17 protein-coding genes and 3 pseudogenes are annotated in these 18,483 nt (G+C 63.1%); 8 read left to right on the forward strand and 12 right to left on the reverse strand.

Going from position 1 to position 18,483, the window contains the following annotated elements; all coding sequences use genetic code 11:
• The 6 genes and pseudogenes from AC1DDA_RS26885 to AC1DDA_RS26910 all read right to left on the reverse strand — a co-directional run.
• Positions 1-963: pseudogene (locus AC1DDA_RS26885) on the reverse strand (ISNCY family transposase); the annotation flags it as partial.
• Positions 963-2,249: pseudogene (locus tag AC1DDA_RS26890) on the reverse strand (cytochrome ubiquinol oxidase subunit I); the annotation flags it as partial. The pseudogenes AC1DDA_RS26885 and AC1DDA_RS26890, both read right to left, overlap by 1 nt.
• A 19-nt stretch (positions 2,250-2,268) precedes the next feature.
• Positions 2,269-3,654 carry an aminotransferase-like domain-containing protein gene (locus tag AC1DDA_RS26895; protein WP_476798047.1) on the reverse strand — a complete coding sequence of 462 codons (1,386 nt, stop codon included), beginning with the start codon at positions 3,652-3,654 and terminating at the stop codon, positions 2,269-2,271.
• Positions 3,655-4,044: 390 nt separating this feature from the next.
• Positions 4,045-5,889, reverse strand: a complete 1,845-nt coding sequence (gene nhaA, locus AC1DDA_RS26900; protein WP_476798048.1) for a Na+/H+ antiporter NhaA — start codon at positions 5,887-5,889, stop codon at positions 4,045-4,047.
• 650 nt (positions 5,890-6,539) lie between these two features.
• Positions 6,540-6,701, reverse strand: a complete 162-nt coding sequence (locus tag AC1DDA_RS26905) for a hypothetical protein (RefSeq protein ID WP_476798049.1) — start codon at positions 6,699-6,701, stop codon at positions 6,540-6,542.
• Positions 6,702-6,724: 23 nt separating this feature from the next.
• Positions 6,725-7,616: pseudogene (locus AC1DDA_RS26910) on the reverse strand (LysR family transcriptional regulator).
• Between the two features lie 105 nt (positions 7,617-7,721).
• Between AC1DDA_RS26910 and AC1DDA_RS26915 the strand changes: the two are divergent.
• Positions 7,722-8,720, forward strand: a complete 999-nt coding sequence (locus tag AC1DDA_RS26915) for a zinc-dependent alcohol dehydrogenase family protein (RefSeq protein WP_476798050.1) — start codon at positions 7,722-7,724, stop codon at positions 8,718-8,720.
• A gap of 865 nt (positions 8,721-9,585) precedes the next feature.
• Positions 9,586-9,798 (forward strand): hypothetical protein, encoded by a 213-nt coding sequence (locus AC1DDA_RS26920; protein ID WP_476798051.1) that lies wholly within the window; start codon positions 9,586-9,588, stop codon positions 9,796-9,798.
• Between the two features lie 177 nt (positions 9,799-9,975).
• Here the strand turns inward: AC1DDA_RS26920 and AC1DDA_RS26925 are convergent, their stop codons facing one another.
• Entirely contained in the window at positions 9,976-10,197 is a 222-nt protein-coding gene (locus AC1DDA_RS26925) for a hypothetical protein (protein ID WP_476798052.1), read from the reverse strand.
• Between the two features lie 246 nt (positions 10,198-10,443).
• Between AC1DDA_RS26925 and AC1DDA_RS26930 the strand changes: the two genes are divergently transcribed.
• Positions 10,444-10,755: a DUF1236 domain-containing protein gene (locus tag AC1DDA_RS26930; protein WP_476798053.1), complete on the forward strand. Its 312-nt coding sequence runs from the start codon at positions 10,444-10,446 to the stop codon at positions 10,753-10,755.
• Between the two features lie 413 nt (positions 10,756-11,168).
• On the opposite strand, the gene AC1DDA_RS26935 is transcribed toward AC1DDA_RS26930, so the two are convergent.
• On the reverse strand, positions 11,169-11,507 hold the full coding sequence (locus AC1DDA_RS26935) for a LysR family transcriptional regulator substrate-binding protein (protein WP_476798054.1): 339 nt from the start codon (positions 11,505-11,507) through the stop codon (positions 11,169-11,171).
• Positions 11,440-11,865: a LysR substrate-binding domain-containing protein gene (locus tag AC1DDA_RS26940; RefSeq protein WP_476798055.1), complete on the reverse strand. Its 426-nt coding sequence runs from the start codon at positions 11,863-11,865 to the stop codon at positions 11,440-11,442. Before AC1DDA_RS26940 ends, AC1DDA_RS26935 begins: the two co-directional genes overlap by 68 nt.
• Before the next feature lie 143 nt (positions 11,866-12,008).
• On the opposite strand from AC1DDA_RS26940, the gene AC1DDA_RS26945 reads away from it, so the two are divergent.
• The 5 genes from AC1DDA_RS26945 (at position 12,009) to AC1DDA_RS26965 (ending at position 15,213) form a co-directional block, all read left to right on the forward strand.
• On the forward strand, positions 12,009-12,422 hold the full coding sequence (locus AC1DDA_RS26945; RefSeq protein WP_476798056.1) for a GNAT family N-acetyltransferase: 414 nt from the start codon (positions 12,009-12,011) through the stop codon (positions 12,420-12,422).
• Entirely contained in the window at positions 12,419-12,805 is a 387-nt protein-coding gene (locus AC1DDA_RS26950; protein ID WP_476798057.1) for a hypothetical protein, read from the forward strand. Before AC1DDA_RS26945 ends, AC1DDA_RS26950 begins: the two co-directional genes overlap by 4 nt.
• A gap of 90 nt (positions 12,806-12,895) precedes the next feature.
• Positions 12,896-14,464 carry a hypothetical protein gene (locus AC1DDA_RS26955; protein WP_476798058.1) on the forward strand — a complete coding sequence of 523 codons (1,569 nt, stop codon included), beginning with the start codon at positions 12,896-12,898 and terminating at the stop codon, positions 14,462-14,464.
• Positions 14,465-14,598: 134 nt separating this feature from the next.
• Entirely contained in the window at positions 14,599-14,727 is a 129-nt protein-coding gene (locus tag AC1DDA_RS26960) for an AraC family transcriptional regulator (protein WP_476798059.1), read from the forward strand.
• Positions 14,728-14,940: 213 nt separating this feature from the next.
• Positions 14,941-15,213, forward strand: coding sequence for an HU family DNA-binding protein (locus AC1DDA_RS26965; RefSeq protein WP_476798060.1), 273 nt, complete (start codon positions 14,941-14,943; stop codon positions 15,211-15,213).
• A 578-nt stretch (positions 15,214-15,791) separates the two neighbouring features.
• Here the strand turns inward: AC1DDA_RS26965 and AC1DDA_RS26970 are convergent.
• The 3 genes from AC1DDA_RS26970 to AC1DDA_RS26980 form a co-directional block, all read right to left on the reverse strand.
• On the reverse strand, positions 15,792-17,183 hold the full coding sequence (locus tag AC1DDA_RS26970; protein ID WP_476798061.1) for a DUF1236 domain-containing protein: 1,392 nt from the start codon (positions 17,181-17,183) through the stop codon (positions 15,792-15,794).
• A gap of 199 nt (positions 17,184-17,382) precedes the next feature.
• The gene (locus AC1DDA_RS26975) at positions 17,383-17,700 is read right to left on the reverse strand and encodes a DUF1236 domain-containing protein (protein ID WP_476798062.1); all 318 of its coding nucleotides are present in this window, start codon (positions 17,698-17,700) and stop codon (positions 17,383-17,385) included.
• Between the two features lie 466 nt (positions 17,701-18,166).
• The coding region (locus AC1DDA_RS26980) for a hypothetical protein (RefSeq protein WP_476798063.1) at positions 18,167-18,483 on the reverse strand (317 nt) is incomplete at its 5' end.

An 18,483-nucleotide genomic window follows, 5' to 3' on the forward strand; every position in this document is an offset into this window, starting at 1 on the left:
CGCGGCGTGGCGATCGGCGAAAGAGATCGGTCCTCGGCGTCCTTTCGGGCGCGGGATGTAGCCGCCGGCTTCGCTGTTCGTCTTGGTTCGTACCGGTCGGATCTCATCCTGGCGAGCCTTCACCCACGCAAGAGCTTCCGAAAGCCGCTTGTTCTCGACAATCGCGGTGTGCGTCACGCGCTGCTTCTTGTCGAACACGCGATGAGGCAGAGCGATGCCTTTCCAGCGCACCTCGAGCCGACCATCAGGATACTCGTAGGTCTCGACGTATTTGCCGACCAGCCCAGTCGTCAGCGGCGTCTCATCCAGAATGATCCGCTTGCTGTCATAGGAAAGCGCCAGCTGTTGCGTGACATAGCGCTGTTCCCGCCAGGCCAGAATCGTGTCGAGCTGTCCGGGCGCCCGCTCCAGCGGACGATGGAGATTCTCCGGCCGCGCCGCCGCCGTCGCAAAGCGCTCGTTGAAGCGCGCCATGAAGGCAGGAAGATAGGCGTTTGCCGCCTCGATCGTCGAGATTCCTTCGAGCCGCAACTCTTTCGCGAGGCGGTCCTGCAGCGTGCGGTTCACGCGTTCCACCCGCCCTTTGGCCTGGCTCGAGTTCGCACACAGGATCTCGATGTTCAGTTCGCTCAGTGCTCGGCCGAACTGGGTCATGCCCTGACCGCCTTGAGCCTGCGGCTTCGACACCCGGAAGATGGAATGCTTGTCGGAATAAAAGGCGAGGGGGCGTCCGTGGCTCGTCAGATAGCCCTTCAACGTCTCAAAATACGCAAAGGCGCTCTCTGATGGGACGAAACGAAGCCCGACCAGGCGCCCCGTCGCATCGTCGATGAATACGATCAGCGTGCAGCGCGGGCCACGATCCTCGAACCAGCGATGCTCGCTGCCGTCGATCTGAACCAGCTCGCCAAAATGGTCGCGACGAAGCCGTGGCTGATGAAACTGACGCCGCTGCTTGCGCGAATGTAGCTGATGCCCGTGCCGAAGACGGCGCAATACATCACCATGAACAGGCCCAGCGTCATCGAGAGCGCCAGCGCCGAGTGGTTCGAGACACCATGCTCGGTCCGCATCACGCCATAGACCAGCCAGGGCTGGCGGCCGATCTCCGTCGTGAACCAGCCGGCGAGAATGGCGATGAGCCCGCTCGGCCCCATCCACAGGGCAAAGCGGAGGAAGGCCGGCGAGGCGTAGAACCGGCCTCGCCATCTGAGCCACAGCGCCCAAACGCCCAGCACCAGCATCAGCATGCCGAGACCGACCATCACCCGGAACGACCAGAATACGATGGTGGCGTTCGGCCGGTCCTGCGGTGCGAACTCCGACAGGCCGCGGAACTGACCGTCCAGCGAATGCGTCAGAATAAGGCTGCCAAGACGGGGAATGCCGACGGCAAAGCGGGTGGTCTCGGCTGCCATGTCGGGCCAACCAAACAGCAGGAGCGGCACGCCCTCGCCCGGCTCGTTGCGCCAGTGGCCCTCCATGGCCGCGATCTTGGCCGGCTGGTGTTCCAGCGTGTTAAGGCCATGCGCGTCGCCTACCGCGATCTGGATCGGGGCGACGATCAGGACCATCCACATCGCCATCGAGGTCATCGTGCGCACCGCTGGCGTAGAACGACCGCGCAGGAGATGCCAGGCGCCGGAGGCGCCGACGAAGAGCGCCGTCGCCAGATAGGCGGCGATGGTCATATGCGCGAGGCGGTAGGGGAAGGACGGGTTGAAGATGACCTTCAGCCAGTCGATCGGCACGACACGGCCGTCGATGATCTCGAAGCCCTGCGGCGTCTGCATCCAACTGTTGGAGGCGAGGATCCAGGTGGCGGAGATCAGCGTGCCGAGCGCGACCATAGTCGTCGCGAAGAAATGCAGGCCAGGCCCCACCTTGTTCCAGCCAAAGAGCATGACGCCGAGGAACCCAGCCTCAAGGAAAAAGGCAGTCAGCACCTCATAGGCGAGTAGTGGGCCGGTGATGCTACCGGCGAAAGCGGAGAAGTAGCTCCAATTTGTGCCGAACTGGTAGGCCATGACCAGCCCGGAAACCACGCCCATCGCGAAGTTCACCGCGAAGATTTTCAACCAAAAATGGTAGAGATCGCGATAGACCGTCTCCTTCTTCCAGAGCCAGAGCCCTTCGAGTACCGCGAGATAGCTCGCGAGCCCGATCGTGATGGCGGGGAAGACGATGTGGAAGGAGATCGTGAAGCCGAACTGGATCCGGGCGAGTTCCAGTGCCGTCAGACCGAACATGACACGTCCTTTCGCCTTGCTAGACGATGGCTCGCGGCGCGAGCGAGGGTTTTGAGAGAAGGCCGGCGAGCTTGGAGAGGGCGTCCGTGAGTGCCTCATCCCCCGGTACGGCGCCCAGCGACAGGCGCACCGCTTCGACCGCGGGGGCGGCGACGGCGAAGGCGGAGCCGGGAACGATCGCAACGCCGGAGCCTGAGGCGCGCTGCGCGAATTCCTCGGCCCGCCAATGGGCGGGAAGACGCAGCCACAGATGAGGACCCTGCGGGTCGGCGGCGGCGGCCGCTCCCAAGATCGAGGCGGCCAAGGCCTGCCGGCGCCCGTTCTCCTCCCGGATCGCGGTGACGATCTCAGCAAGCGTGCCATCAGTGATCCAGCGCGAGGCAAGCGCCGCCAGTAGCGGCGGCGCCATCAGCGTCGTGGCGCGCAACACGCCCGCGAGGTCGAGCGCCTGGGCCTCCTCTGGTGCGACGACGTAAGCCACCCTGAGCGCCGGCGTGACGGCTTTCGACAAAGTCGCGACGTGCCACGTGATATCCGGCGCGAGCGCGGCGAAGGGCGTCGTCGGATCTCGCAGGAGCGGCGCATAGGGATCATCCTCGATGATGCGGACGCCATGGCGGCGCGCGAGCTCGGCCAGCGCCTGGCGGCGCGCGAGCGGCAAGTTCGCCGTCGTCGGGTTGTCGATTGAGGGAACGACGTAGAGCGCCTTCGGCGCCGCCTTCCTGCACAGAGCCGCGAAGCTGTCCGGGACGATGCCTTCCTTGTCCATCTCAAGAGGGGCTAGCGGCAAGCCGCATTGTAGCGCGACTGCCTTCAGCCCGGGATAGGTCATCGCGCCGGCCGCCACCGTCTCGCCGGGCGCCAGAAGCAACGTGCAGATCGCAAAGAGCGCGCTCTGCGCCCCCGCCGCGACGAGCATCCGCGTGGGCTGGATCTCGCAGAGTCGGTCCCGCAGCCAGGCCGCGGCCGCTCGCCGGTCCGCGGCATGGCCGGTGCTCTCCTGATAGGAAAAGCGCAACAGCCCGCTTGGGCTGCGCAGAAGCTCCGCGACGCCATCAGCGATGCGCTGCTGCAGCCGCGCGCTCCGGGGCTGCGGCGGGATGTTCATGCCGAGATCGATGCCGGCCCGGCCGCCCTCCTCCACGGAGGTTCTCGCAGCATCGACCGTCCCGCAGATGAAGGTTCCCCTGCCCGACTGAGCCTCGATAAGACCGAGTCTTCGCGCCTCGTTGAAGGCCCGGGTGACCGTGGTCAGATCGACACCGAGCGCCTTCGCCACGGCGCGCTGCGCCGGCAGCCGCTCCCCCGGCTGGACGGCCCCGCTGTCGATATCCGCCGCGAGGGCCTCGACGATTCCCTGGTAGCGCGAGGGCGCAGCGTTCACATAGCGCGGAGACCAAGACATCTTACGAAATTGTATGGCCATCAAACATGCAATAAGAGTAGCATGTCTTTCTGAATAGCCGAAGGGGACCGCGGGAGCAGCGCTGCGGCGGATCGGCGCACCAGCTATCGTGAACATTAGCGAGTTTATCGCTAATTGGCGGCGCCGCGGCCGCATTGCAGCCTGTTTCGGGCCGGACAGACCGGCAGAAACAGGACGTCTCTTTGCTTCACGCCAGGATCCGAAGCAAACCGTCGGGGAGCTTTGCGGCATTGTGCATCCGAACGGCATGCAGACATCCCCTCAAAGCGTGACAAGTGTTCAATTGTCCGTTGGTTGGGCCATCTAACGAACGATTTCAGAAGCTTGAAGCGTTGATCGAATCCGCAGGTTAGTAGAATTGGCCAACGCTCATTCCTGTGCCTGAGAGGTGAGCCTCGGCGCTGCGCACCAGAGCACAGCCGCGCCCAGCAGGGCCGCGGCAATCGACGCGGCGAAGACGGCGACCTTGGCGGCGGCGAAATCATCGGGGTCGGCAAAGGCCTGGCCGGCGATGAAAAGCGACATGGTGAAGCCGATGCCGGCGAGCACGCTCGCGCCGGCGAGTTGCGGCCAGGAATATTCTGCGGGCTTGACCGCGATGCCGAGGCGGACCGCCAGCGCGGCGGCGCTCAGCATTCCCAGCGGCTTGCCGACCACCAGCCCGACCATGATCGCGATAACGAGCATGCCCCGCCCTTCGAAAAGATTCGGCGCGATGGCGACGCCAGCATTCGCCAAGGCAAAAAGGGGCAGCACCAGATAGCTCGATCGGGCCCCGGCATGGCGGAGAAGGCGATCTGCGGGCGATTCGAGTCGATCGTGGATGGCGTCAAGCGCGCGCAATGCGGGAGTGGAAGGGCCGTGCCGGAGCACTTCAGCACCATGCGCAGCTTCCGCCAACATGATCGAGTTAGCCTGAGCGGTGAGCGCGGACAGATTGGCCGGCGGGCGCGTCGGGATGAACAGCGCCAGCAGAATACCGGCCAGCGTCGCATGCAGCCCCCCGGCATAGATGCAGGCCCAGAGTGCGATGCCGATCAGCGCATAAGGCGTCACGCGGTAGACATGCGCGTAATTGAGGCCCGCGAGCCCGCCGGTCAGGGCCAGTGCCGCCACTAGGTAACCGAGCTCGAGCTTGCCCGAGTAGAAGAGCGCGACCACGATGATCGCGCCGATGTCGTCGACGATGGCTGCTGCGGTAAGGAAGATGCGCAACTCGATCGGCACTCGCGGGCCCATCATGACGATGATGGCGATGACGAATGCGGTGTCCGTCGCCATCGGCACGCCCCAGCCATGCGACCAGGGGCCACCTGGCAGGACGAGCAGGTAAAGCGCCGCCGGAACCAGCATACCCCCAATCGCGCCGGCGATCGGCAACGCGGCTGAGCGTCGGCTCACCAGATGGCCGACGGTGAACTCGCGCTTGATCTCCAAGCCGACGACCAGGAAGAAGATCGTGAGCAGGCCGTCATTGATCCAATGCTGGATTGACATGCCGAAGTGAGCGTCGCCGAACGAGAGCGCCATCTCGCGGTGCCAGAAGGCCTCAAAAGTCGGGCCCAGCGGTAAGTTGGTCAACGCCGTAGCGAAGATCGTCGCGAGTAGGAGAAGGATGCCGGCCGAGGGCCCCCAACTGGCGAAGTCGAGGGCCGCGACCCGGACGCGATGGCCGAGCGTTCCCAGCATCGCATCGAGAAAGGAACTCTCGTCCCAGGGGCCGTCGTAGCGCCGCTCGTTGATGAAGAACGAGGGCGTGAAGCGTACACCGCTGGCCTTTGAGCTAGCGATGTCGGCTTCGACGCGCGCAGCCGCACGCTCGGCCTCCTGCGCATCGCGTTCCGGATCAAGATCGGCGAAGCAGAGATCCCGGGCGACCGCCTCAAGATCTTCCTCGGTTAGAACCTGCGAGCGCGTCATCAGCTTGACATGCGCGTCCCAGAACTGCTCGGCCGTCTGCGCCCGCTCGACCAACGCAGCCGCGCGCAGCGCAATGTCACTGCCGGTGAGCGGCCGGTGGCGAAAAACGTAGCGCAGGCGCTCCCCGAGCTGGTCGCGGACTTCGACGATGCGCTCATTGGCAGCGCGGCAGTATGGGCAGGCATAGCTCCCATATTCGACGAGCGTGATGGGAGCGTGGCCGGGACCGAGGACGTGATCAACCGTATCGTCGACAGAGCGGTCAAGGCGATTCGCGATCGCGGCGTGCGACATCCCTGAGATTCCCTTATCTCGGCGGAAGCCGCTCGTCTTCTATCGGCGTTCCGGGCAGATCATTCCGGCCCATGGTAGCCACAGTCGAGGAGTTGCGTCATATCGGGTTCGCTGGCGCCGGCCTTGCGACGGGCGCGAGCGAGTAGCCTGTACTCCTTCTGGGAAGATCCGGCAGCGCAAGGAAGGCGTCGTCGACTCCGGACTGCCAGATCCCGATTAGATCCACAGCGTCGGGGTGGACATTGAGTGCGAGATCCGCTCAGCGCCTCGTCCCTCGCAATACCGTTGCTTTGGTGGCTGTAGGGGGCGTCGGGCCGCGTTGAAATCGGCGTGGCCCATGCATCCTGACGATCAGCGCCGCGGCATCTGGACCCAGCCGAGTTGGCTGCTTGCCGCTATCATAGTGTCAGCCGGCTAGATGGTCTGATCCGGATGATCCTCGTCCAGCCGGTCTGAGCACCCTCGCAGCCGACCGCTGATGATCATCCCGGATGATAAGAATCACTTCATTATCGCGGTCCAGGAAGGGCCGCTGCGAGATCGATCCCAGACCCAGCTGAAGGTCGCCCGCAGGGCTTTTGGCACCCTTTTCGCGAAGGTGTAGCGGCTGACGGCCCAAATTCTTTCTTCGCGACCCTGGGCGATAACCTTCAGAACAGATCGCCCTGCAGCGGCGGCTTGATTGCGGGGAAAGTCTCCTGCTCGACGGGATCGGCAAGAGTCGGGTCATCGTCAGGGGCGAGCACCTGGGCGCCCTCAGGGCGGCCCGGGAAACTGTTGTCGTCGAGGAGCAGCGTTTGCTGCTTCTCCACAATTGCCCGCTTCCTCCAGCGTATCAGGTCGAGACGGCTTCGCTGGCCTTGCTGGTGCCGCTGAAATACCCTCCGAGCCGATGGATGACTAGATCGAGGAGCGCGCGCAGGCGGGCGTTCCGGCACATGTCGCGATGATAGCCCACCCAGGTGTCTCTTGGCGGAGGCGGTTCACCTAGGTCGATCAGGTCGAGCCCCGCGACGGTGTCGCCGAGCGGTCGGGGCAGGACGGCGAGGCCGACGCCCAACGCGCACAGGCGCGCCTGGATTTGGCGGTTGTTGCTGCGGGACATGATGTGCGCCTGGGGGAGCTTCCGTGTGATCCAGTGGACGTCCGGCATGCCGCCGAACGTAGTATCCATGAGGACCAGGGGATAACCGGCTCCGTCACCGGTCGGACGGGCAGCGCCCGCCCTCACATAGGCTCCGTACGGAATACGCATCAGGCGCCGGGAGACGACTTCGGGTTCGTCGAAGGGCCTGATGCGGAAAACCAGGTCCGCCTCTCGTCGCGGAAGGCTATAGAGCCTCGGGTCCGTGAGGAGTTCTACCGTGACCCGAGGCTGGATCGCCGAGAACTCCGCCAGGATCGGGGCAAGGACCACGATCCCGAACCAGTCCGAGCATGAGACGCGCAGCAGGCCTTCGAGCGTCGCCTCGGCCCCCGCCAACTCCCTCCGGAGCCCGAGCGCCTCCTCCTCCATCCGCTGCGCATGCGCGAGTGCGGCCTGGCCCTCGTCGGTCAGCACGAAGCCGTCCTGAGTGCGCTGGAACAGCCGGTGGCCGAGGGCGGCCTCCAAGAGCACGCAGCCGGCGGCCCATCGTCGGTTGGGTCTGTCCCAGCTCCCTGGCTGCCGCTCCCAATGTGCCGCGTCGCGCAATCGCCAGGAAAACGCGGATATCGCTCCACTCCAACGAAGCGCTCCAACTCAAACAAAATTGCATGGACTAAAAACAGAATAGATAATTTCCATGCGGCAATAAAGCCTCCACCTTCTCCTTCATGAAAGGAGAAATCTGATGACTGCCAATCTCACAATGAAGGCTGCTGTCCTCGAGACACACGGCGGCGAATTCCGGTTGATCGACATACCGCGTCCCAAGCCGCGCGCCGGCGAGGTTCTCGTCAGGATCTGCGCGAGCGGCGTCAATCCGCTCGACACGAAGATCCGCGCGGGCGCCGCAGCGCATGCGCGCCACCCCCTTCCCGCGGTCCTCGGCATCGATCTTGCTGGCGTGGTGGAGGAGGTGGGAGAAGGCGTCGATAGCTTTCGGCGCGGCGATGAGGTCTACGGCATGACCGGCGGCGTCGGCGGGTTGCAGGGATCGCTGGCGGAGTATGCCTCGGTCGATGCGGCGCTTCTCGCGCGCAAGCCCTGGAACATCTCGATGCGCGAGGCCGCCGCGCTTCCGCTCATCTTCATCACGGCTTGGGAAGGGCTAGTCGATCGCGCCGGAGTGAGCGCCGGCCAGAAGGTGCTTATCCAGGGTGGCGCGGGCGGCGTTGGACATGTCGCGGTGCAGATCGCGAAGTCATTCGGCGCGGACGTCTTCGCCGTCGATCGAGGCTCGCGCGCCGCGTTCATCCGTGGCCTCGGGGCAACTCCGATCGACTACGAATCCACCGAGGTCGCGGAGTATGTCGCCAAGCACACCGACGGCCACGGCTTTGATCTTGTCTACGATACCGGCGGCGGCACGATACTCGATGCATCCTTCGCGGCGGTGCGCGGGTTCGGCCATGTCGTGAGCTGCCTCGGCTGGGGCACACACGCCCTTGCGCCCCTCTCCTTCAAGGGCGCCACCTATTCGGGCGTCTTCACCCTGCACCCGCTCCTCACCGGCGAAGGGCGCGCGCATCATGGCGAGATCATGCGTGAGGCGACAAGGCTAGTGGAGGCCGGGAAGGTGGCAGCGAGCCTCGATCCGCGCAAGTTCGACCTCGCCGGCGTCGCGGCCGCGCACGAGGCGATCGCGGACCGCCCGGCGGAAGGGAAGCTGATCGTAACGATCGGCTGAGAACCGCGGTAGAGAAGCTCCAAGGGCTTTCGCCCTTGGACCACGATCACTCTCCCGGATTGCTCCCGACTATCGCAATATTGCTTAATCCAAGCTGACGAAAACTCGCCGCTCGCGGCATCAGCTCCGGACCGATTGAGCGGCGGCCCATCTCGCTATAGAACCGAGGCAGATGTGCGCCATTTCCGGACATTGGCATCTTGTCGGGAAGCGGACATTCCAAGCTGAGCCAACCGAACCGAGTGTTCGATCATCGATGGGAGAATGTGGGAGACGAAGACGCCTTTTCCCACGTAAGCGGTATAGCCAGAACCCGCTCAATCGATGATCGCGGTAACCCGGATCTCGAAGCGCATCGCCGGCAGGCCAAGGGCCTCGACGTATCCACGACATCGCCGAGCGATGATCGATGGCGTTATCGAGGCCGAGCCCGACGAGGCGGTCATCAGGCACTAGGCCTCCGCTGCGCGGAAATCTCCTGCAATGAATGCAACCATTATCGGAACGGCATCGACGTCAGCGAGATGCCGCCCGTAACGCCGATTCCGGACATCTGCCTGCGCTGTCGCTGCGCCAAGGCCAGCCAGGGGCAGGCCAGGCATCAGCCGAAGCAATAGCCTTAGAAACGCACAAACCCCGCGGCGCCGAAGCGAGACCGGGCAAAGGACGCTCTGGTCCCCCACGGCCTCACACGGCGCTCGTGTTCATTCTGATCTACGGGTAGCTGAGCGGGGCTTGGCGATAACGGGCTGCAATAGTTCGCCTGGCGTCTCTGCCTTCAGCTTCACACCCTCAGGATCGACCAGGACGCCTAGGTCGGAACGTTGGTCGATCCCCGTCGTTCTCCCGCAAGGAGGATCGACCGATGAAGGCGAAGGCAATCCATTATCCGGATCAGAGGCCAAGCGAGCCAAATTCGAAATTCGAAATCGAATCGCGAGAGGATTATGCCGTTGCTCTCGACCGACTGAAGGCTTTGGAGGCTGGCGAGCGCTCTGAGGACGAGCAGGCTGAAATGAGTGCGCTCAAGCAGGCGGTAAGGGCGTGGGACGGCCGGCATGACCGGAAACTCGCGTGAAGCGCTGCTAGGGCGACGGTTGAGCAGAGCCGACGCCAATCCTGCGCCGCGCCGAGGAGTAAGGTTAGGATCTCTCTGAGAACCCGACGCGCACCGCGAACGAGTCCCAAACGGGGGGGTGGTGAATTCGTTCCTCAGTATGAGGTGCCCGCCGGCAAGCGCCGACGGGCACTTCTTTCAGGCCGCTACTAACCGCCGGTAGCGGAGCAGGACACTCTGAGTCAGCTCCTCCTCGTCCAGCGACTGAGGTACGAGGCTGGCGACGATGTAAGCAATCTTCATCCGCTCTTTCTCACATTCTTCGTCGGGGATGGAACCTTTCACCTCGTTCCATACAGCTTCCAATGCCGCGTAAGCCCGAGCGAGATCAGTGGGGTCGCTCAGCGACGAAAAAGGCATGTCTCCCTCCCTCCAAAAAGGACACCTGCGAAGGCAAATTTAGGAAGGGTTGCAACGATCTCAACGTCATTTGACATGCCCGAACTCCGCGCACCATCCGCGGTAACATCTTGCGGGAGGGGTACTCCAGCTCGGCGCCATGCCGCAGTACGCGCCCTATGCGAGGCCGGCAGGCCAATCATGGAACAAGCGCGCTCCATCGGTGTTTGCGAAACCGGCGGGGGGATTCGAAAGAGGAGAATCTCGATGCGCTATCCAGTCCTGATCTCACTGGTTGCAGCACTGACCTGCTCCGCGGCAATCGCGCAGACATCGACTACAACCACCACCATCACGACGGATCAGCAAAGCAAGGTCCGGACGTACATCATGAAGGAACACCCCGCTTCCGTGAAAGTGACCGAGTCGGTTGCTGTCGGCACCGCCCTACCGTCATCGGTGACCTTGCACACGTTGCCTTCTGATGTTGGCGTCACGCAGTACCGCTTCGCTGTCGTCAACGATAAGACGGTTCTGGTTGAGCCGAGCTCCCGCAAGATCGTTCAGATCATCGAGTGATCTCTGCATAGCAAAAAGGCCCGGCCCCCTTTCGGAGACCGGGCCGAGTTTAGGAGCCGGTTAGGCCGGCCAGTCCATCTTAAAATCGAGCCATTCCGAATAAGCGGCATCGCCGCTGGCGTCGCGTAAAAAGCCCATGACAGTGCAAGGAAGCGTCACCCGATTCCCGGGAAGCCCGTACGTCCGGCATTGCCCGCAGACGATGACGGTCTCGATCCGCCCTTGATGCCATTTGCTGGTGCATAGAACGCCCTCAAGAGGGACGGTGGAGCGCCTGCCCTTAACTGCTGTGCGAAGGTTCGGTCTACTTCCGGCTAGGCTGTGAGCCGTTCAACCAAAACGGCCAAAATGGGTGGGCAGCAGAAATAGGCCTCGGATAATTTAGGCTCTAGATCAGTCTCCAACGCTGCGGTTCAGTAAGGAACAGCCGCAATCCCCGGTCCAGCACCTTCTCCTTCCGCAGTACGCAACCAAGACAGCGCGAGGCGGCGGGCTGGAGAGTGCGCGTGACGGTGCCCGGGAGCGGCTCCGGCAGCGCCCAGGGCGGGGAGCACGGCAGCACCCAGCCCCGAGCCGACGAAGTTCTTGATCGCCTCGACGCTGCCGAGTTCCATCACCGGCTCCGGTTCTGCTCTCGCTTGCCGGAACCAGGCATCGGTCGCCGCTCGCGTGTTGCCGCCCTCCTCATAGAGGATCAATGGCAACGCGCCGAGCGCCTTCGCCGTGATCGGCGCCTCGCCCGGGGGCGGCACTGGCGGCTGGCAGCAGCGCGAGCAGCGGGTCGGCCAGCAGCCGCGTGGTGCTCAGAGCCCGGCTTTGCGGTACGGGCAGTGTCGCCAAAACCACGTCGAGGTCGCCCGCTTCCAGCCGTGGAAGGATCTCCGCAGTGTTGCCGATGGCCACGGTCACCACCAGCCCGGGCATTGCCGCCTTTACCCGTCGTAGTACGGGCGGCAGGAGGTGGATGCAGGCCGTGGCGCCGGTTCCCAGCCGCAGCCGCCCGGCGCCACCCTGGCCGTGCTCCGCGACAGCCGTCACAGCATCTTCAGCCGCCGAGATCGCGCGCCGGGCAGGTTCCACGAGCGCAGCCCCAGCGGCATTCACGATCATCCGTCCGGCGGCACGCTCCAGGAGGTGGACGCCCAGGCTGCGCTCCAGCTCGCGAAGTTGCTAGCTGACTGTCAAGCCCAGGAGGCGGGCGGCGGTCGAGACGCTTTCAGCCTCGACAGCTGGCGGCCATGGGACTGCGGTACATGGCGACGCACCAGTCCGACTCCATGACGCGGGATCGAGCCGCCTCGGGCGAGTGCTGGGCCGCTGTCGCGGGCAGCGCCATCGTCGGCACGATCCTATTCAAGGTGGCCAATCGAACCTCTGGCTCGCCCTGGTTAGACCGCTCCGAAGTTGCCAGCCTCGGCCAATTCGCCGTCATGCCGGACGGGCAACGCACTGGTTTTGGCGCGCGGTTGATGGACCTAGCGGAGCGACGGGCGGCCGAGACGGGAGCGGAGGAGATCGCACTCGACACCGCGGAGCCGGCAGAGCACCTCGTCCCACTGTATCGGAGTCGCGGTTACCGTTTTATCGAGCATGCGCAGTGGTCCCATACCAACTACCGCAGCGTCATCATGAGCAAGCCGGTGAGTCCGAGTGGGCTGGCGACATGAAGTTTATTCACCTGTCCGACCTGCACCTCGTCGGCCCCGGCTTGCCCTTGCACGGCCTGGACCCCCAGGACCGCCTGAGGCGCTGCGTCGCGCGCATCCGAGCCTTCCACATGGACGCGGCCTTCGTTGCTGGGCGTCCTGCGACCGCACATGGGCCGGGTTCGACACATGTTCGTGGGACACCTGCATCGAGCGACGGCCGGGTCCTGGCACGGAATACCTTTCTCCGGGGTGAGGGGAACGAACATCAGATTGCGCTGGACTTCGTGACGCAGGACGTGGCGCCGGTGAGCTTCGAGGCGCCGGGATATGGCGTCGTGCTCATCTCCCCGGAGGCCGTCGTCGCGCACCTGGATGAGTTACCGCTCGGCCGAAGCGATTGAACCGAATTAGCCCATTTGTGCTCGTTGTGGGCTCGGGCGTATCAGCCTAAAATTGTGACGGGCGCTGGGGTAACTCAGTGGGAGCATACCATGTCTCACCGCGTCCCGTTTACCCCGGGTGATCTGACCGATCATCAATTGGGCACCGATGACACCCTCGTCGGCGATCCGACCAACAATGTCTTGGTCGGCGACGCCGGCGGCAGCCTGCTCGATCATTCCCAGGGCGGCAACGACACGTTCAGCGGGGGCGTCCCGGCCGACTACACCTTCTATGGCGATGCGGTCGGCGGCATCTTCGACCATGCTGAGGGCGGCGACGACTCCTTCAGGGGTGCGCTCAGCTCCACCAACACGGCCTACGGTGACGTGGGTGGCGACATGCTCGACCACGGAAAGGGCGGCAATGACACTTTCCAGAGCGGGGGCCTCTCCATCAACACTTTTATCGGTGATGCGGGCGGCCGGATGTCCGATCAGGCTCAGGGCGGCGACGATCGTTTCCAGGGCGGGGGCCTATCCGTCAATACTTTCACCGGTGATGCGGGCGGCGATATGTCCGGCCATGCTCGGGGCGGCAACGACAGCAGCTTTGGCGGCGGCTTCGCGTCGAACAACATTTTCTACGGAGACAGCGGCGGCAGCATGTTCGACCATGCTCAAGGCGGCAATGACAGCTTCACCAGTGTCAGCTTCCGCGACATTGCCAACACTTTCTACGGTGATGCGCGCCTCGATATGTCCGATTTCACCCAGGGCGGCAACGACGATTTGACGGCCGGCGCCCTCTTCAGTAGCAGCGTTTTTTACGGCGACGCCGGGCGCAACATGTCCGGCCATGCTCAGGGCGGCGACGACAGTTTCACAAGCGAGACGGCCTTTCACAGCTGCATTTTCTACGGTGACGCGGGCGTCGACATGTCCGACTTTGCGAAGGGCGGCAACGACACGTTCACTGGCAGTCCCGGCTCCGCCACTACTTTCTTCGGTGATGCGGGCGGCGATATGTCCGGCCATGCTCAGGGGGGCGATGACGCCGCGGTCTTTGCTGGGGGATTAACAGGCGAGGAATTCCCGAATTTGGCCTATGGCGACGCCTTGACGATGTCCGGCGATGCGACAGGCGGCAACGATCGCCTGTCGGGCGGCACTGGTACCGGGGAGGCTCTCAACCAGCTCTACGGCGATGCGCTCTCCATGTCCGGTTCTGCGCAAGGAGGCAAGGATATGCTGACCGGCGGCAACAACACCGACGGTGCCACGATGACGAACATTCTCTTCGGTGACGCCGCAAACCTGTCGGGCTCAGCCAAGGGCGGCAACGATACCTTGATCGCCGGGACCGCAGCATCCGGATCCGCGGTCAGCAACGACATGTGGGGCGACGGACAACTGAGCGACCAGGCTCAAGGCGGCGCCGATGTGTTCCTGTTCAAGGACGCTGGTTCGATGACAGTGGGGACCAATAACATCATCGAAGACTTCAGCCAGGTCCAGCAGGACAAAATCGCGTTCAGCGGCGTGGCGGGCGTGCAATCCTTCGCCGACCTGACCGTTGCGCAAAGCGGCGCCGATACCGTCATTACGGCGGGAGCGGATCAGGTGACGCTCCACAGTTTCACGCACACGCTGACGCAGAGTGATTTTTTGTTCGCCTGAAAGCGGAAGCAGGTCGGCCGGCTGCCTACGCAACGGAGCGTGGGCGGCCGGAGTTGCATGAAATCCGGCCTTCCACTCTGGCGCCTAAAGGCGGCTCCCCCGCCGCGTTCCGAGGACAGCCCTTCCGCGCACCAATGAAGAGTTTCAGGCGCTCGCTCACCGACATTGCCATGGGTTCAGGCTTTGCCGACAGCGCCCATCTCTCACGGGACTTCAAGGCGGCGTTCGGAGTAACGCCGCGTGCCCTGCGCCAAAACAGGTAGGCAAGCGCCGCGTCGAGGCGCCCTATGACTTTCAAAACCAGTGTCCGCTTTCCGGCGGGAGCCCAAGGTCCGCATATGGCGCATTCAGTCCGGCGGGCGAAGCTATCGAGTGCGTGTTTGGGCTTTGCACCTAGGCCCTCGAATACTGTCAAGTGCTTTCATGCTTCTCCGCGCGCAATCAGCAAAACTCTAATGGATCCTCTGGAGAAAATCATGACCAAGAATGAACTGATCGCTGCAGTCGCCGAAGACGCAGCCAAGTCCAAGGCCGACGTGGCAGCCGTACTGGCCTCGCTGGCGGGCGTGGTTTCGAAGACCCTGAAGTCGGGCAGCGACGTCACGCTGGGCGGGGTCGGTAAGCTGTCCGCAGCCAAGCGCGATGCGCGTCAGGCTCGCAACCCTTCGACCGGTGCCATGATCGATGTGCCTGCGAAGACCGTCGTGAAGTTCAAGGTCGCGAAGGACCTGGCAGACACAGTCGCCTGATCTGCGAGTGTCAAAACGATCTGGCGGCCATATGGCCGCCGACCAACATCGGTCTTCTCGCGAAGCGAATCCGTTAACTGGTTCAGTGCAGTGGTCCTCCGAAGCATCTACGAAAAGCTCTAGTATCGTCCGCATCGGGAAATTGCGGCTGATGCGGATTTTTGATGACCGTGCGGGCTATGAATGTCGGCACTCGTAACCCACGAAACACATGTCCCGGTCCTGGCTTTTAATGAAAGCGGGAACAGCTCTTTCAGTAGGGCGGCAAAAACTCCTGTCTCTTACAAACCGTGCTTCAAGTTCTTCTCGACTGAGCAGCATCGCTTCGCCTTTTCGAGCAACTTCGCGGCGGCTGTCTTCACAGTTCCGGAGCTGTACATCCCCTGCGCGGCTGGGGAGCGGAATCGCTGCCGCAGCCGAGAGAAGAACCGACAGATAGCGCAGGCTGGAGCGCCGATTTCGCTCCAATTGGCAGGAATTCAACAACGTTCTCCCGTCTCTACAAAATGCGTGCTCATTCTTGGTCACCTGCTGGTGCACTCCGCCAGCCAAGGCGGACGGAGCGCATTTCTCGGGCCTTATTCGATGACGTCCACGATGCGCCTCGTTTGTGGGTCAACTATCAGCACATCGTCGCCAATCAATGTGTACTGCATCCCACGCAGTTGCGGCTCACGCTGCTCCGCTTCGGAAGGCAACGGCCGGATCGCGACTTCGCTCGGCAGGACCGAGCCTTTGAGACCGTCGAGGCTCTGCATTTCTCCGGGCTTGGCTTGCTGCAAGATGAGCTTAGCCAGCTCATGCCGGTCAGTGAGCGGCGGGCTTGCTGGGGTGGCAGCACGTCCCGCTCCCGCGGCTGTGGCGGTTCCGCTCTGGCTACTGCGATCGACGACCTCGACGATGCGACGCGAGCCTGGCTCTACGACAGCAATCTCGTCGGTCTCGGTCATCACGTACTGATAGCCACGCCAATGCGGATGGGTTTCGATCACCTCAACGGGCAAGGCATATAGCTGAGCTTCTCGCGGGATGATGACACCGGTCTGGAATACGACTGTGTCAGGTCTGCGCCAGCGCCTAGCGTCGCGCCTCTGCTCGAACAGAGCATAGAGGTTCGCGCCCCCGCCACTTCGTCCATCACGTTCGATGACCTCGACAATGCGCCGGCTGGACGGGTCGACAATGACAATCTCGCTGTCCGATACCGTATAACTAAAGTTGCGATATTGCGGGCGCATCTCCGCAATCTCCCGCGGTAGGGGTCGAAGTTCCACGCGTGTCGACAGTTCTGCGCCGACCGACACCGAGACACCGAAGTCCTTGACTGGCCGGATTTCCTTTCGGTCGATACTCTGCCTGACAGTCTCAGCAATACGGTTTGTGTCGGTCTTGTTGCCAGCGCTGGGCTGAGCCGTTTGGGGTCCAGCAGCAGGCTTCTCTGGTGTCGACGCCGTTCCGGGCTGGTTCGTCTGCGGCTCGGGCTGCGCTGAACGGGCGTTGCTCGGGCTGGTCCTGTTCTCTGGCTGCGACGACCTCGCTGAGCCCGTTGACTTATCCGCGTCGCTGTTTGGGTGTGCGCGCTCGCCTGCGCGGTTCGTGTCCCGCTGCGAAGGCTGTTCACGCTGCGCAGCCCGATCCCGTTCAGTGTCCTTTTCTCTCTGCCCGGTTCGAGGCCGTTCGGAAGAAGACGGCGGCTCCTTCTGCGCCTGATCGCGTTTGGGAGCCTGAATGCGCTCGGCATCCTGACCGCGTGAGGGGCCAGACTGAACGTCTCGCCGCTCTCGCGCCGGCATCTCAGTCCGATCCGGAGAACCGCGCTCGGCTTCGGGACCGCGCGGCGGCATTTGACGTTCCATCGGCCCTTCGGACCTGGCGCGCGGGGCCTGATCTTGCTCGATCACGATCGGCTGGGCCCAGGCGACCCCAGGTAGTGCCAAGGCGGCTAAGGCAACGCCTGCAAGTTTTTTCATGGGACATCCTCCCTGATGAGAGTGATGCCGAACTGGTGTCGCCCGTATCGGGAGGGTTTACCCTGCGCGTGGGTTCAAAAACGGCCAGCTCGGCGTTGAGAGGCGCCGATTCTCACGGAACACTGCGCTGTAATGAATCGCCGGAGTCACCGGCGGGCGGTGTGACGAGCCAGGCCATTGGCCGGCTCGTCAGCAACGATCACTCGATAATCTGAACGACCTTCCGGCTGGAAGGCTCGACCAGAACGACGTGGTTGTCGGTGTAGACGTAGCTGTACTTGCTGACGCTCGTGCCCCAATCGGCAGGAGCGGTTCGAAGCTCAACATCCGCGGGAAGCGTCGCGCCGACCGTGACCTTCTCCTTGACCATGACCGGCTTCATTTTCTCCTTGACCACGTATTCCTTGATCTTGGTCCGCTCGGGCTGGCTGATGGTGATGGTGGTGCTCTGAGCAAAAGCAACCGAGCTGGCCACGAGCGCAGACGCAGCGACCATTCCAAGAATCGTACGGTTCATGTGGTTCCTCCGGTTGCGCACACGATTGTGCGATGCGCCTCAAACTCGCTCGCGAAGGGACCTGTTCCAAATTCCTCTAATTAAAGAATGCGCTATATCCGTTCAGCTATAACGTTGAAAAGACTCCCAATTTTTTCGGAACTGTTTGCTCTTTAGAATCTTTGTAAGCTCCGAGGCATGGCACCGCCTTCGCGTCGCTCAAAACGGGCCGGCCCGGTCGAAACTCGCACTTCGGTCGGGCCAATTTCTTAAGGGGGCAGACCATGGGCGCACTACTCCGTCTCGGTCGTCATCGTCATCATGACCGCTTGGTTCAGCCTCCTGGGGTTGCATGGCACATGGCTGTTCTCCCCATCGGCATCCGGTTTTTGCCTAAGGCGGACCAGACACATAGGATTTGCGGCGAACGAGCCAAGCTGCAACGCTACTAACCACCGCGCCACGCATCCTCGCCAGATGCGTGATCTCATGCGGCTCGATCTTGCGACCATTTCCGATGTCTGGGTTCGCGAGGACGTGAGTGCACTGATCGTCGGATCAATGCAAACTCGTCAGCGCGCCGGACCACTGCATCTGCAGTGASGTGAGGACCCTTGCCGTACTTTTTCTCGTATTTCCGGTCCGCCATCTCACTCCCCTGCGCCCGGATGGCTGCGGCTTCCAGATGGGCGGCAGCGGCTTTGATCGTGGCAGACAGGGCCTCGCGGTCAATCTCGGAATGCGTGGCCTTGTAGTGCCCGGCGGCGTTCATCAGGTTGCACAGCGCCAGCTCTGCCGCAGCGA

The sequence above is a fragment of the Allobosea sp. 10N428 genome, from assembly GCF_056394545.1.